This window comes from Affinirhizobium lemnae (assembly GCF_022968395.1).
Classification (GTDB): Bacteria; Pseudomonadota; Alphaproteobacteria; order Rhizobiales; family Rhizobiaceae; genus Neorhizobium; species Neorhizobium lemnae.
The window spans coordinates 107,733-122,585 of sequence record NZ_JALJQZ010000009.1 but is presented as its reverse complement, the minus strand read 5'-3'; the positions used below and the strand labels follow the sequence as shown (position 1 = coordinate 122,585).

Sequence of the window (14,853 nt, the reverse complement as noted above, 5' to 3'; positions counted from 1 at the left end):
CAACGTCTATCGATCTTTGCACACAACCATGAATCGGTATTGGCCAGCGAATTCCATCCATCCTACTTTTCGTTGACAACGGCAGGATTCTTACCATATTCAGCGCAAATTCCGAGGGGAGTACCTGTACGGTGCTGAGATGGCGGTGAGCCGGACCCTTGAACCTGATCCGGGTCATGCCGGCGTAGGAACGGAAAATCGCTCGCAAAGCGCTGCTTCGCTTCATCCGCTGATCCTGATCGAATGTGATGATCGGGGAGCGGGCCGTGGCATATTGCCCTGCCGGGATGTTTGACCGCTGGATCTTGCGTTGCTGTGAGTGGCGCGCATGATGGTTCAACGCACGCTCCTTGCTGTCATTCTCCTCCTGCTCGTGTGGCAGGGCGTCATCGTTGTTCTGGAGCCGCCGCGCTATCTCCTGCCAGCGCCCATGGCCGTGCTGGATGTCTATCTGAAGCAGACAGGCTTTCTCCTGCATCACAGCCTGCTGACAGCTAGCGAGATTCTCGTTGGATTGGTTCTGGGTGCGCTGCTCGGTGCTGGCACTGCCCTTGCCGTGGCAGCCTTCCCGAGAGCAGGACAGATCGTGTGGCCGCTTGTGCTGGTCCTCCAGGCCTTTCCGGTCTTTGTGCTCGCGCCATGGCTGGTCATCTGGTTCGGGTTCGGGATAGCCTCGAAAGTGGCGATGACCGTCATCATCATCTACTTTCCGGTTGCATCTGCGTTCTACGATGGCTTGCGCAGAACTGATAGCGCCATGCTGGATGCTGCGGCGCTGACGCAGGCGAGCCACTGGCAAACACTGCGATATCTGCGCCTTCCGCTGGCGCTTCCATCCCTGATTTCCGGTCTGCGGATCGCTGCCCCCCTGGCCCCGCTGGGCGCGGTTGTTGGCGAATGGGTCGGCGCCGCGGGCGGGCTTGGCTTTGTCATGATGCAGGCCAATGCACGTCTTCAGACCGATGTGATGTTTGCTGCCATGGGCGTGCTGGCGCTTTACACGCTGGCTCTGCGTCTCGGGGTGGACCGCTTCACGGCGGGCCTTGCGCCCTGGGCGCGCGATCTCAATCACTCAACTCCTTCTTTTGCCAAATTCAAACCGGGACTTTCTTCATGAAACGCTTTCTTGCAGCGCTTGTCGCGCTGGCTGCCCTTGCCGTGCCTGCGTCTGCCTATGCCGCAGACAAGCTGAATGTTTTGTTGGAATGGTTCGTGAACCCGGATCATGCGCCGCTGGTTGTGGCACAGCAGAAAGGCTATTTTGCGGATGCAGGGCTTGACGTGAAGCTCATTCCGCCGGCGGATCCCTCTGCCGTTCCGCGTCTGGTGTCGACAGGCGAGGCAGATATCGGCATCCACTATCAACCCAACCTCTATCTCGATACTGCCGCCGGGTTGCCTCTGGTGCGCTTTGGTACACTGGTCGAAACGCCGCTGAACACGGTGACGGTGCTGGCCAACGGCCCGATCAAGTCGCTCAAGGATCTCAAGGGCAAGAAGATCGGTTTTTCCGTTTCCGGTTTCGAGGATGCAATGTTGAAGCGCATGCTGGCCGGGGAGGGTGTTCAACTCTCGGACGTCGAACTCGTGAATGTCAACTTCTCGCTCTCGCCAAGCCTGATCGCAGGGAAGGTGGACGCCACGATTGGCGGTTTTCGAAACTTCGAGCTGACCCAGATGCGGATCGAAGGACATGAGGGCAAGGCGTTCTTTCCCGAGGAGCACGGCGTGCCGGTGTACGATGAGCTGGTTTTCGTGACCCGCAAACAGCTTGTTGCCGATCCCCGTCTCCCGCGCTTTCTCCAGGCCGTGGAAAAGGCCGCCGTTTATCTGACCAATCATCCGGATGAGGCTCTTGGCCTCTTCCTCAAAGCCTATCCGGATCTGGACAATGAGCTGAACCGGAAGGCTTTCGTCGACACGCTGCCCCGTCTTGCCAAGCGGCCAGCCGCGCTGGACCGTGCCCGCTATCAGCGCTTTGGCACCTTCATGGCCGAGAGTGGCTTGATCCCCAAGGCGCCTGCTGTGGACGATATTGCCGTGGAGCTGAAATGAGTGACGTCAAGCGGCAGCCGACTGCTGTAGATGCCGGCCTGCTTCTCGCCCGTGTTCGGGCCCAGAGACCGCGTGTCCATTGCCTGATGAATACCGTGGTCCAGAAGTTTACGGCAGATGGCATCACAGTCGTTGGTGGCATACCTTCAATGACTTCATCCCGCGATGAAATCGCCGACTTCGTGGCGAAGGCCGATGCGCTGACCATCAATCTCGGCACATTGGATGCCGAGCGCCGGGCCGTGATTCGTATCGCAGTCGATGTCGCGAATGCCAGCGGCAAGCCGTGGATCATGGATCCGGTCCATTGTGATTATTCACCGGGCAGGCTGGAGTTCGCTCGCGAACTCATTTCGCTCGATCCCACTATCGTGCGCGGCAATCGGGCAGAGATGAGCGTGATAGGCGATACGCGCGCCAGCCTTCGCATCCAGACCGGGCCGGTTGATGAACTGTCTGATGGCGAGCGGCGTGTTTCGATCCGCAACGGTCACCCCTGGATGGCTCAGGTTACCGGTACCGGATGCCTCTCGGGTGGCGTCATTGCCGCTTTCATGGCAGTTGAGCCCGATGCCTTGACTGCTGCGGCCTGCGCGCTCTCCGTCACCGGCAGTGCCGCCGAGATCGCTGCCACTCATGCACAGGGACCCGGAACATTCGAACCTGCCTTCCTCGATGCACTTGCGTCTATGGACGCGAATGAACTCAATCAGCGGGCAAGGATCGAAGCATGAGACAGGTGGACTATAGACTGAACGCCATTGTCGACGCATCCTTAAGCGATGTCGGCCACCTGCCGGAACTGGCAGCGATTGCTGCGAAGAGCGGCGCCACTATTGTGCAGTATCGCGACAAATCCGCGTCAACTCGGCTGATGATCGAGCGGGCTTCGGCCATCCGGCAGGCGATTGCCGGGACTGGAGTTCCCCTCGTCATCAACGATCGCGTCGACATTGCGCTCGCCTCTGGTGTCGATGGTGTCCATCTGGGCGCAGAGGACATGGATGCCGAAACGGCCCGTCGTTTGCTGGGGCCGGATGCGATCATAGGCGTGACGGTCAAGAAGCCTGCCGATGCCGCCTATGCGGGAAGTGCGCCTGTCAATTACGCCTGCATCGGCGGCGTGTTCGAAACGCTTTCGAAGGTCAACCCCGATCCACCGGTCGGCCTGGAAGGTCTGCGCGCCTTGCGTGACCAGATCCGTCAGTCGAAACCGTCTCTGCCAGTCGGAGCGATTGCGGGAATTTCGATGGAGCGTATCGGCTCGGTCATCGCGCAGGGGGCGAATGGTGTTGCGGCCATTTCCGCCCTGTTCAGGGCGCCGAATATTGCCGAAGCGACTGCATCCTTCCGCAAGGCTGTGGATGCAAGTTTGAAGGATAATGCACGATGACTGCCATTGCCCTGACGATAGCCGGATCCGACAGCGGGGGCGGCGCAGGTGTTCAGGCTGATCTGAAGACCTTTTCCGCCCTCGGAGTTTATGGCGCAAGTGTTGTGACAGCGATCACGGCGCAGAACACCCGCAGCGTGACAGCCGTTGAAGACATATCACCCGCCACGATCGCAGCACAAATGCGTGCCGTCTTTTCAGATCTTGCGGTCAATGCACTAAAGGTCGGCATGGTTTCGCGCAGTGAAACTATCGCAACCATCGCCGGCGAACTCGCCGCCTTTGTGGGTCCGGTCGTTGTCGACCCGGTCATGGTTGCCACCTCTGGCGATAGACTGCTGCGGGAAGACGCGATCGAAACGTTGAGAACACGGCTGATACCGCTCGCTGCAGTCGTGACCCCCAATCTGCCCGAAGCAGCCTTGCTGACAGGCAAGCCGGTTGCCGAAAACGCGGATGAAATGCAGGTACAGGCGAGGGCGATCTTGTCCCTTGGCGCAAAGGCCGTTCTCATCAAAGGCGGACATGGCAGTTCGGCTGAAAGTACGGATTTCCTGATCACCGCTGACCAGACAGTGGTTTTGACAGCAGAGCGTATCGAAACCACCAATGATCACGGAACCGGCTGTACGCTGGCGGCCGCGCTGGCCGCGGAACTGGCAAAGGGAGCCTCTCTCGAAGACGCCGCTCAATCCGCGAAATCGTATCTTCACGCTGCATTGAAGGCGGGCGTGGCGTTGAACGTTGGTTCAGGCCGGGGGCCGGTGCATCACTTCCATGGCTGGTGGCCAGCTTGATTGCGGGCTTTCGGGATAGGCTGGAGCGGTTGCTGGGAAATGCGCTTGCGGGCCTCATGGCAGTCCTGCTCGTGCTGGTGCTGGCAAATGTCGCCGCCCGTTACCTTTTCCGAACCGGCTTTCTCGGGCAGGAAGAATTGGCGATCTGGCTGCATCTTGCGCTGATTGCCTTGGCGATGCCGCTTGCCTATCGCGGCCCTCTTTCCATGCGTTTCGATGTCTTGAGGCGATGGCTGCCAGCCTCGTTCGCAACTACCTTCGATATCGCTGCCGACGCAGTCTCGGTCACGGCCGCGTTCGGGCTGTTCAATGGGGCGTTGTCCAGCATTTCAGCGATTGGTGGGGTATCGCCCACGCTTGGGCTACCGGAATGGATCCGGTTTGCCTTCTTCGTCACGGGTGGCCTGTTGTTGCTCGTCATGCTCTGCTGCGATCGCGTGCTTACCGGTCAGATACGAGGCCTGTTCGTTTCGCTCGTGATTGCCGGATTGCTTTACGGGTCATCGAAAATCGCGACGATTGATAGTGATTGGCCGCCCAGCCTTTTCATGGCGCTGATCGCCGGGTTCGGGCTCCTGGTTTCGGCACCACTGGCACATGCGTTCCTCGCAGCCGCCTGTTTCGCTCCGTTCTTCGGAGGTGCATTGCCGGAACCGGCACTCGTGTCTTCCGCTATCAACGGAATGTCGCGCTTCCTGCTCCTGTCGATTCCCTTCTTTCTGCTGGCCGGTGCCTTGCTCACGGTTTCCGGCACTGCGGAGCGACTGGTTACCTTCGCCGCTTCCCTTGTCGGTCATCGAAAGGGAGGATTGGCGCAGACTGTCCTGTTGACCAGTGTCATTTTTTCAGGTGCGTCAGGCTCATCCGTCGCTAACGCCGCCTTTGGCGCTTCCACGTTTCAACCACAACTGGTGCGAAATGGCTATCCACCTGCGCAGGCCGGCGCGATCATCGCTGCCTCTTCCGTCCTCGACAATGTTATTCCGCCCTCTATTGCATTCCTGCTGCTGGCCGCTGCGACAAATCTCTCGGTCGGTTCGCTGCTGACCGGAGGATTTTTCGCGGGAGGTCTGATGGCGCTCTGTCTGGCGATTGCGATAAGCCTGTCCGTGAAGGCCGGTCCATCCATGCAGAAGGCGAGCAGTCGGCAGAGGTGGAGTGCGGCCAGAAGTGCAATTCCCGCATTTGGATTGGGTATTATCGTCGTTGCCGGAATCCGCTTTGGCATTGTGACGCCGACGGAGGCCGCAGCGCTCGCTGCAGGCTTAACGCTTCTGCTGTCGTTCGCCGCGCGGGCAGAGGGCAGCAGCATCTGGTCCTGTTTTCGTCAGTCGGCTTTGGAAGCAGGAGCCATCGGCCTGCTGATCGGCTCTGCCGCGCCGTTTGCGTTTCTGCTTGCCGTCGATGGCGTGGCAGCTTCACTGACGGAAATCGTTCATTCGTTTGGCAGTTCACCGGTTCTGGTTCTGTTGATGGCGAATCTTGTTCTGCTGGTCGCCGGTCTGGTGCTTGATATCGGTGCAGCGATCCTGCTGCTTGGTCCTATCCTTGTTCCGGCAGCAGCCGCAGCCGGTCTCGATCCGATCCATTTCGGTGTCATTCTGGTCGTCAACCTGATGATCCATGGCCTGACCCCGCCACTCGGCATGCTCATCTATGTCGTCTCGGGCGTAACGTCCGTTCCCGCGTCACAACTGTTTCGCGCCGTCCTGCCTTATCTGGCTGCGCTGTTTGTATCCCTGTTTTTACTGTGCCTCGGCACGTTGATTTTCTGAAAGGTCTCAGAACATGTCTTCCATTTCGCGTCGTCTTTTTGTGAAAAGCACCATGACCGCTGCGTTGGCAGCACCGTTTCTGGCGCGATCGGCAGCTGCCAAAACGACGACGATCACGGTTGCCTCTCTCCTTGGCGAAGACAAGCCTGAGACAAAGATCTGGCGCTTTATCGCACAGCAGGTTGAAACGAAGCTGCCCGGGCGCTTCCGCTTCAACATCGTGCCGAACGGCGCGCTGGGAGGGGAGAAGGAAGTGGCCGAGGCGAGCCGCCTCGGTTCCGTACAGGCAAGCCTCTCGACCGTTTCGGCTCTTTCCGGTTGGGTACCGGAACTTCAGATCCTTGATCTACCCTTCCTGTTCAAGGATCCGGCACATCTTCGCCGCGTCGTCACAGGAGCAACCGGATCGGAGCTGCAAGCGAAGCTCGCGAAACAGAATTTCATAGCATCTGCGTTCATAGACTACGGCGCCCGCCATCTGCTCACGAAGGAGCCGATCACGTCGCCGGATGCCCTGCGCGGCAAGCGGATCCGGGTCATTCAAAGCCCGCTCCATACCAAACTCTGGAGTGCCTATGGCGCTTCTCCCATCGGTATTCCGATCACGGAAACCTATAATGCACTTTCGACCGGCGTGGCGGATGCCATGGATCTGACGAAGTCGGCCTATGCCGGGTTCAAGCTCTATGAGGTCGTGCCGTACCTAACGGAGACCGCCCACATCCGCGCTTCGGGCGTGGTCTATTTTGCGGCGAGTTTCTGGGGCGGGCTGTCCTCGGAAGAGCAGGTGGTTCTGACCAAGGCTGCACAGGACGGTGCGGAGTACTTCAATCGGCTGATTGTCGAGGATGAGGCTCGGTCCATGGAACAGGCTGCTGCAAAGGGTGGAAAGGTAATCCAGCCGGAAAACCTAGATGCCTGGAGAAACGGCGCCAGATCCGTCTGGAATGAATTCAGTGCCATCGTTGGCGGCATGCAAAAGATCGAGGCCATAGCCTCGGCCTGAAACTCTGTGTTCGTCGCTTCACAGATCAGCTTCCAATCCGATAGAACGGGATGATGGAAACGAGCCAAAGTGAAGAGCAGGATACGAAGCCCACGCCACGCATGCTGGCCTGGGCCAAGAATTCTGCGGCCTACCGTCTTTCGAAGCGGATGATGACCGAGCGACAGTTGGCCGATGCTATTGCACGCAAGGCGCGCGACAAATTCGAAGGTATTACTGCGGAGCAAATAACTGCTCTGGCAGCGGAAGCTGTCGCATTTGGTTACAGCGTGAAGGCGCTTGATGACAACGCCTATGCCGATATCCGGACGCGCTCCTCTCAACGCGCCGGAAAATCGAAGAAGGCAATCCGCCAGACGCTGGTACAGAAGGGTGTGGCGCGCGAAATTGCCGACGAGGCGGTGAGCGAAGCAAACGACCTCGTGGCAGCCGTCATCTATGCCCGCCGCCGTGCCTTTGGACCCTTCAGACGTGCGGAGCTGGATGACAAGCAGAAGGCGAAAGAGCTATCGGCCTTTGCCCGTCAGGGTTTTTCATTCGAGGTTGGAGCCAAGGTCTTCGCCATGGATCGCGATGAGGCAGAAGACTTGCTCTCAGAGCAATCCTTCGGGTAGACGCAAAGAGAAAAAGTGAACGCGGCCGACCGAAAAAGCGTCGAAAAATTATCGTTTATATTCAGGTACATGATGCTCTGCCGCCTTGATTTTGATAGGCAAATTTTGCCGCCCTGCAAGCTCGCCTCGACTTCGATCTAAAGGAGCCATTAACCTTTATTTTTTACTCATAGTGATGCCATTTTGTACGCGGTCGGTATCATGCAATTCAATCGAAACAACTTCCCCAATTCCCTCCAGAACGAACCCTCTGCGGAACCGGATCCGCAGGGTCAGCCCGTTCGGGATAACCGGATGACGACCGCTCAGCGCCCGCCGGAGGTGCCGCTGGATCAGGCGCCGTGGCAGGCCGCATTCAAGCTGGCGCCGAATGTTCGCTTTACGCGCACACCGGAGAGCGCAATTCCGAAGCGCACCCGCAACGAGCTTTCACCGCTGGCGCCGGAAGAACGCAAGCCCGCGGCGGAAAGCCGTCTGGTTGAACCGCTGGATATGGCCAAGCCCCAAGCGGCTGCGGAAACCCTTGCACCGGAACTCCTGGTCAATGCGCTGCAGGGCGCAGCGCAAGCCATGCAGCAGCCTGTTGCCAACCAGCCACCGGTTCAGCCCAAGGTCCGGCCGCAGCCATCACCAAGAGCCCTGATCGTGAAGCGCGCGCGCCCGAACTATCAGCCGGAAGAGGCCGAACTGAAGGCGGATGTAGCACCAGCCGAGGCCCCGGCACCTGTTGCCGAAGCGGTGCAGCCATCAGTTCCGCAGAACCCGGAGGCTTCCGTCCAGCCAGAGTTGGCGCAGCCGATGACTGCAAAGCCGGAAACCAGTCTGCCTTGGCTCTCTGATTTTGCGTTCTTCGAGGGAGATTTTCCGGTTGCCGACGTCGCTGTGGCCTCTGCTCCTGTCGCAACACCATTCCTGCCGCGTCGTCCGGCCGAAGTCATTCGTCAGCCACGCCCGGCATTGCAAAATTCGATCGTTTCCCTTTATCGCGAAGTTCGGCGTGCAGAGCCGCAGAAAACGGTTGCCGCAATCGAGCCGGTCCCGGCTCCGCAGGTTTCGGCAGCTGAATCGGTTGCACCCTATGTCGCTGTCGCCAATCAGTTGACGATTTCCAATACCGTTTCCTTCAACTGGACCACGGTCTGGCAGGGCGCTCATTCGCTTGACGATCTTCCGCTGATTGCTGAAGCGACATCTCAGGCAATGGAAATTGCCGCGGAATCCCAGATTGCCGCGCCTGTTCCAGAAGTGGTATTTGAACCGCCTGTTGCACAAGTGGCTCAGCCGCCCAGAACCATTGTACCGATCTCATCGCGTCCGACCATCACGCTTCCGGGCCTCGACGATCATCGCACCGTGCGTCCGAGCGACGAGAATTACGAGTTCCCGCCGATCTCTCTTCTGCAGCAGCCCTATGGACAGCAGACCGAGGCGCTGCAGCCTGATGCGCTTCAGCAGAGCGCGGGCCTTCTGGAAAGCATTCTGGAGGATTTCGGCGTCAAGGGTGAAATCATCGATGTTCGCCCCGGTCCGGTGGTAACGCTTTACGAATTCGAACCGGCGCCGGGTGTCAAATCGTCCCGCGTCATCGGTCTGGCCGACGACATCGCCCGTTCGATGTCAGCACTTTCGGCGCGCGTTGCCGTGGTCCCCGGACGTAACGTCATTGGCATCGAACTGCCGAACGCCGTGCGCGAAATGGTCTTTTTCCGCGAACTCATCGAGTGTGAGGACTATTGGGAGACCAAGCATCGCCTGCCGCTGTGCCTGGGCAAGACGATCGGTGGCGAGCCTGTCATTGCCGAGCTGGCGAAGATGCCGCACCTTCTGGTCGCTGGTACCACCGGCTCTGGCAAGTCGGTTGCCATCAACACCATGATCCTGTCTCTGCTTTATCGGCTTCGTCCGGAAGAGTGCCGCATGATCATGATCGACCCCAAGATGCTGGAGCTTTCCGTCTATGACGGCATTCCGCACCTGCTGACCCCGGTCGTGACCGATCCCAAGAAGGCCGTGCTGGCGCTGAAATGGGCGGTCCGCGAAATGGAAGATCGCTATCGCAAGATGTCGCGCCTCGGTGTTCGCAATATCGATGGCTACAATCAGCGCGCAGCACAGGCGCGGGAGAAGGGCGAGACGATCACCGTCAGCGTTCAGACAGGCTTCGACAGACATTCTGGCGAGATCGTCTACGAAGATCAGGAACTCGATCTGTCGCCGATGCCGTATATCGTCGTCATCGTCGATGAAATGGCTGACCTGATGATGGTGGCGGGCAAGGAGATCGAAGGCGCCATCCAGCGTCTGGCGCAGATGGCACGTGCGGCAGGCATCCATCTGATCATGGCGACACAGCGGCCATCGGTCGATGTCATCACCGGTACGATCAAGGCCAACTTCCCGACGCGCATCTCCTTCCAGGTTACGTCCAAGATCGACAGCCGCACCATTCTGGGCGAACAGGGTGCCGAGCATCTGTTGGGGCAGGGCGATATGCTGCACATGGCCGGTGGCGGGCGCATCATGCGCGTGCACGGACCATTCGTTTCCGATGCGGAAGTCGAACATGTCGTGACGCATCTGAAGGCGCAGGGACGTCCTGACTATCTGGGCACCGTCACCGAAGATGAGAGCGAGATCGATGCGGAGGCCGAGGAAGAAGGCGCCGTGTTCGACCGGACCAACATGGGTGCGGAAGAGGGTGACGATCTTTATGAGAAGGCGATCAAGGTCGTGATGAAAGATCGCAAGTGCTCGACTTCCTACATCCAGCGCCGCCTGTCCATTGGTTACAACCGTGCGGCCTCACTGGTCGAACGGATGGAGCAGGAGGGTCTGGTCGGTCCTGCAAACCATGTCGGCAAGCGCGAGATCATCTCCGGGCGCACACCCGGTTCTGACGAGGGCTGAATTGAACGGGGTGGCTTCACGCCACCCCAATCCTTAGGCGTTGCGGGCCGCCGTATAGCGGTTCTGCGGCATGGAGAGACCCAGATTGTCCCTCAATGTCTTTCCTTCATACTCTTCGCGGAAGAGCCCGCGCCTGCGCAGTTCCGGCAGGACCAATTCTACGAAATCGGTCAGACTTGCCGGTAGCGTCGGGCACATCAGAATGAAGCCATCGGCTGCCCCCGCCTTAAACCATTCCTCCATGAAATCCGCGATTTCTGTGGGCGTGCCGGTGATCCCGTTGCCGGTGCTTTTCTCGGCATAATGCCGGATGAGTTCACCGAGCGTATGCCCTTGACGGATGTAATCCGTCAGTTCCTCGAACAGCGCCTTCGAACCCTTGGGCTCGGCGGGCAGGCGCTCCATCGGAAACGGCTTGTCGAGCGGCGCGCCGGATAGGTCCGTTTCCAGGAACTCGCCCAGCATCCAGCGGCCAACATCCGGATGCAGATTGTCGATCAGAAAATCCACCTTCGCCTGTGCTTCCGCTTTCGTTGCGCCGACATTGATCACGACACCCGGCATCATCTTCAGGTCGCTGGTGCTACGACCGTATTTCGCCATGCGCCCCTTGACGTTTTCCGCAAACGCCTTGTTGCGCTGCAAGTTGGAGGCAAGACTGAAAACGATTTCGGCGGTCTTGGCGGCCAGTTCCATGCCGGGCTCCGAGCCACCCGCCTGGGCGATGACGGGGCGACCTTGCGGAGATGCTGCGATGTTGAGCGGACCCCGCACCTGAAAGTGCTTGCCCTTGTGGTTCAGCACATGCAGCTTGTTCTTGTCATAATAGAGCCCGGAGGCCTTATCGAGCACGAGCGCGTCCGGCTCGAAGCTGTCCCAGAGGCCAAACATGACATCGACGAATTCCTCACCGCGCTCGTAACGCCAGCTGTGTGGCGGAAGTCCGTCAAAGTTGTAGTTGTAGCCGGTTTCATCGTGGTCGGAAGTCACCACATTCCAGCAGGCGCGTCCGCCGCTCAGGTGGTCGATCGAGGCAAAAATCCGGGCCAGATTGAATGGCTCGTAGAAACTCGTTGATGCCGTCGCGACGAAACCCAATCGCTCGGTCAGAACAGACAGCGCCGATATGAGTGAAAGCGGTTCGAAGCGGTTCATTTTCGTCGGAGAACGGGAAAGCGCTTCTGCATCTCCAATGGCTGCCGCCGGGGAATCAGCCAGGAACATGAAATCGAATTTTGCCGCTTCCGAGATCCTTGCAACGTTCAGGAGATGGTCGATCCGGTTCGCGCCCTGCACATCTGCTGCCGGGTGGCGCCACGCGGCCGGATTGAACCCGAATGTATAGACAAATGTACCAAGTTTCAGTTTGTCTGGACGTGCCATGGTCGGTGCTCCAAGTTCAATCAGGAGGTCGGGCGCAAGCCCTGGATGGGTGTAAAGTCAGCGGTCAGTCTGTGCTGATGGCCCGGATAGTTCAGCCGAACGCGAGTGACCGGTTCGCCTTGCCGCCAGGTCAGGCGTTGAACCACAAGGATTGCCGAGCCCTTGGCGACCTTCAGCAGCTTGGAAACACGTGCGTTGGAGCTTTCGGCAGAAATTCTGTGTTCGCCGGTGGTCCAGGCGACGTGATTGAGCAACCACGCGCCGGGTGCAAGGTTTGCAAAACTTTCGTTGGCAGCATCCGGGGCAGCGGAAAGACTGATGACCCTTTCTTCAAGACAGAAAGGCTCATCGTCCGCCAAATGTAGCACGGTGAGCGCGAGGAGGTCCTCTTTTTCCCGAAAGCCGGGACAGGTTGTTTCCTGCATCGTTGGGTGACGCTGGAGACGTTCGCAGATGGTATAACGGTAAGGCAGGTCGTGCGACTTTACCTCATCGGCCACATCGTAAATGGCGAGAATTGCGGTGCGGGTATCCTGTCGCTTGACGACGCTTCCGGTCTTGCGCCGCCGCAGGATGAGGCCGGACTGAGCCAGTTGTGTCAAAGCCTTGTTCACGGTCATCCGAGAACAGCCATATTGCTCTGTGAGAGCTTGTTCGGATGGGATCCGGTCTCCGGGCATCCATTCTGTGGAGAGAATGCGTTGCTCGATGTCGCGTATGATTCGCTGATGCAGCGAAGCGCGATTGCCGCTTGTATCTCCTCGATCAGAATCCGGGGTCGTATCCATGGACGTCATACCAGCATGGATGCGCCGCGATCGAGATAAGTATCCAGAAACTGCTCGAGGCGCGGGTGGCGCGGCTTGGCAAAAACGTGCCCTGGTGCACCCGCAAACAGGATCCGGCCCTGATCGAGGAAGCTGATCTGCTGCGCTACAGTCGCGGCAAAGCCAATCTCATGGCTGACGACGACCATGGTCATCCCCTCGGTGGCAAGGTCGCGCATGACGTTGAGAACTTCGCCAGTGAGTTCCGGGTCCAAGGCAGATGTCGGCTCGTCGAACAGCATGATCTTGGGCTGCAGTGCGAGTGCGCGGGCAATTGCGACGCGCTGCTGCTGTCCGCCCGAAAGTTGGGACGGATAATGGCCCGCACGGTTCGCAAGACCCACTTTTGTCAACTGCGCCAATGCGCGCTCTTCGGCCTCGGCCTTCGGCGCCTTGTGCACGGTCTTCAACGCCTCAGCAACGTTTCCAAGCGCCGTCATGTGTGGCCAGAGATTGAACTGCTGGAAGACCATGCCGATCTGCGAGCGAACACGCCGGATCTGCGCAAGCGGCAGTCTTTCGCGTTCGCCGCGACTGTTCTCGAAGAAGCCGAGAGCTTCTCCATTCACGGTGATCATGCCTTCGCTCGCTTCTTCAAGAAATGCGAGGCAGCGCAACAGCGTACTTTTACCTGAGCCGGATGGACCAATAAGGCAGGAGACCTGCCCCGCCGGGATCGTCAGGTTGATCGCTTCGAGAACGGTCGATGTGCCGAAACGCTTGACGAGATTTTGAACGGAAATGGCGGGAAGCGTCATGGCGCGGCAAACCTGTAGGTCGAAAGTCGAGCTTCGGCCGCTCGTCCCAGGCGGGCAGCGGCTTCCACGATGAACCAGTAAATCAGGGCGAGAAGGAAGATGGCCTCGAGGAAAGCATATTCCTGCGAGCCAATCGCGCTGACAGTCGTCGTCAGCTCCGGCACGGTGATGATCGACAGGACTGCCGACTCCTTCAAGAGGATCACGGCAAGATTGACCGAGGGCGGAAGGACGATCAGCGCCATCTCAGGCAGCAGAATGCGGCGGATGATTTGCAACCGTGACAGGCCGAGACACTCTGCTGCTTCGAAATGACCATGCGGCACCGCTTGGTAGCCTGCCCGGAATATCTCGGAATAATAGGCGGCCGCATAAATGCTCAGACCCAGCAGACCGCAGGGTATCGGATCCAGCGATATGCCAATGAACGGACCGCCGTAGTAGACGAGGAATATCTGGATCAGGAACGGCGTTCCACGCAGCACCTCGACAATCAGGCCCAGCGGCACGTCGAGCAGGGGGCTTCCGTAGCGCCTCAGGGTGGCGATGATGAAACCTAGAATGACGCCCAGCAGCATCCCTGTAATCCAGAGCGCCAGCGTGACCGCCGTACCACTCATGATTTCTGGCATATGACGCAGGATGACGTTTGGATCGAACATCATTTCACTGCTCCCGGAAGAGAGCGTTCGACATACTTGCCTGTCATCGCAACGATCCAGCAAATCGCCAGATAGATGATCGCGGCAGATGAAAAGATCTCGATTGGCATGTAGGTTGAGGATGCGAGATCCTGCGCCATGCGTGTGATCTCCACGATGCCTACGACCGAGACCAGCGAGGAGGATTTGAGGATCATGATGGCCTCATTCACGAGCGCCGGGAACGTCAACCTCAGCGCGATAGGCGCTTTGATGCGCATGAAAATCTGCCGGGGGGACAGACCTGCCATGTCGGCAGCCTCGATGAAGCCCTTCGGTACGCTCTCGAAACCGCCGCGGAGATTTTCGGCCTGATAGGCTGCGGTACAAAGTGACATCCCGACGATGGCGGCGACAATGCTCGGGACATTCAAGCCGATGAAGGGCAACAGATTATAAATCAGCAGCAATTGCACCAGAAGCGGCACGCCGCGGAAAAAGCTTATGAAGAACTCCGCCGGACGCCGGTAAAGTTTTCGTGCCGACAAGAGCGCTGCAGACAAACCAAGCGCCAGGATGAAGCCAATCACAATCGAAATGGCACTGATGCCGATTGTCCAGACCGAAGCCTGTACCAGCAGGTTGAAAAGCTTGAATGTCATGGGCTCACCCGGAGCAGTCGTGCTAGACAAGGCGC

General features: G+C 58.8%; 14 protein-coding genes and 1 riboswitch. Of the genes, 9 read left to right on the top strand and 5 right to left on the bottom strand.

Features of this window, described 5'->3' with window-relative positions; genetic code table 11:
• The first annotated feature begins 104 nt into the window (after window positions 1-104).
• Window positions 105-208, top strand: a riboswitch (TPP riboswitch).
• 120 nt (window positions 209-328) lie between these two features.
• The 9 genes from MUU53_RS08250 to MUU53_RS08210 all read left to right on the top strand — a co-directional run bounded on the left by MUU53_RS08250 (window position 329) and on the right by MUU53_RS08210 (window position 10,547).
• The gene (locus tag MUU53_RS08250) at window positions 329-1,117 is read left to right on the top strand and encodes an ABC transporter permease (protein WP_247260478.1); all 789 of its coding nucleotides are present in this window, start codon (window positions 329-331) and stop codon (window positions 1,115-1,117) included.
• Complete coding sequence (locus MUU53_RS08245; protein WP_247260477.1) at window positions 1,114-2,055, top strand: ABC transporter substrate-binding protein; 942 nt, start codon at window positions 1,114-1,116, stop codon at window positions 2,053-2,055. Before MUU53_RS08250 ends, MUU53_RS08245 begins: the two co-directional genes overlap by 4 nt.
• On the top strand, window positions 2,052-2,789 hold the full coding sequence (locus MUU53_RS08240) for a hydroxyethylthiazole kinase (RefSeq protein WP_247260476.1): 738 nt from the start codon (window positions 2,052-2,054) through the stop codon (window positions 2,787-2,789). Before MUU53_RS08245 ends, MUU53_RS08240 begins: the two co-directional genes overlap by 4 nt.
• The gene (gene thiE / locus MUU53_RS08235; RefSeq protein WP_247260475.1) at window positions 2,786-3,448 is read left to right on the top strand and encodes a thiamine phosphate synthase; all 663 of its coding nucleotides are present in this window, start codon (window positions 2,786-2,788) and stop codon (window positions 3,446-3,448) included. The genes MUU53_RS08240 and thiE overlap by 4 nt, the downstream gene beginning before the upstream one ends.
• Window positions 3,445-4,245, top strand: coding sequence for a bifunctional hydroxymethylpyrimidine kinase/phosphomethylpyrimidine kinase (gene thiD, locus MUU53_RS08230; protein WP_247260474.1), 801 nt, complete (start codon window positions 3,445-3,447; stop codon window positions 4,243-4,245). The genes thiE and thiD overlap by 4 nt, the downstream gene beginning before the upstream one ends.
• Before the next feature lie 56 nt (window positions 4,246-4,301).
• Window positions 4,302-6,020, top strand: a complete 1,719-nt coding sequence (locus MUU53_RS08225) for a TRAP transporter large permease (RefSeq protein ID WP_247260499.1) — start codon at window positions 4,302-4,304, stop codon at window positions 6,018-6,020.
• A 13-nt stretch (window positions 6,021-6,033) separates the two neighbouring features.
• The gene (locus MUU53_RS08220; RefSeq protein ID WP_247260473.1) at window positions 6,034-7,026 is read left to right on the top strand and encodes a TRAP transporter substrate-binding protein; all 993 of its coding nucleotides are present in this window, start codon (window positions 6,034-6,036) and stop codon (window positions 7,024-7,026) included.
• Between the two features lie 50 nt (window positions 7,027-7,076).
• Window positions 7,077-7,640 (top strand): recombination regulator RecX, encoded by a 564-nt coding sequence (gene recX / locus MUU53_RS08215; RefSeq protein ID WP_247260472.1) that lies wholly within the window; start codon window positions 7,077-7,079, stop codon window positions 7,638-7,640.
• A gap of 294 nt (window positions 7,641-7,934) precedes the next feature.
• The gene (locus MUU53_RS08210; protein ID WP_247260471.1) at window positions 7,935-10,547 is read left to right on the top strand and encodes a DNA translocase FtsK; all 2,613 of its coding nucleotides are present in this window, start codon (window positions 7,935-7,937) and stop codon (window positions 10,545-10,547) included.
• Window positions 10,548-10,580: 33 nt separating this feature from the next.
• On the opposite strand, the gene MUU53_RS08205 is transcribed toward MUU53_RS08210, so the two are convergent.
• From MUU53_RS08205 to MUU53_RS08185, 5 genes are read right to left on the bottom strand one after another with little or no spacing between them, the layout of a single operon-like run.
• Window positions 10,581-11,930 carry an LLM class flavin-dependent oxidoreductase gene (locus tag MUU53_RS08205; RefSeq protein ID WP_247260470.1) on the bottom strand — a complete coding sequence of 450 codons (1,350 nt, stop codon included), beginning with the start codon at window positions 11,928-11,930 and terminating at the stop codon, window positions 10,581-10,583.
• 20 nt (window positions 11,931-11,950) lie between these two features.
• A complete protein-coding gene (locus MUU53_RS08200) occupies window positions 11,951-12,718 on the bottom strand; it encodes a UTRA domain-containing protein (RefSeq protein WP_247260469.1) in 768 nt (255 codons plus the stop codon).
• A gap of 5 nt (window positions 12,719-12,723) precedes the next feature.
• On the bottom strand, window positions 12,724-13,515 hold the full coding sequence (locus tag MUU53_RS08195; protein ID WP_247260468.1) for an amino acid ABC transporter ATP-binding protein: 792 nt from the start codon (window positions 13,513-13,515) through the stop codon (window positions 12,724-12,726).
• Complete coding sequence (locus MUU53_RS08190; protein ID WP_247260467.1) at window positions 13,512-14,180, bottom strand: amino acid ABC transporter permease; 669 nt, start codon at window positions 14,178-14,180, stop codon at window positions 13,512-13,514. The genes MUU53_RS08195 and MUU53_RS08190 overlap by 4 nt, the downstream gene beginning before the upstream one ends.
• Window positions 14,177-14,818 (bottom strand): amino acid ABC transporter permease, encoded by a 642-nt coding sequence (locus MUU53_RS08185; RefSeq protein ID WP_247260466.1) that lies wholly within the window; start codon window positions 14,816-14,818, stop codon window positions 14,177-14,179. The genes MUU53_RS08190 and MUU53_RS08185 overlap by 4 nt, the downstream gene beginning before the upstream one ends.
• Window positions 14,819-14,853: the final 35 nt, after the last annotated feature.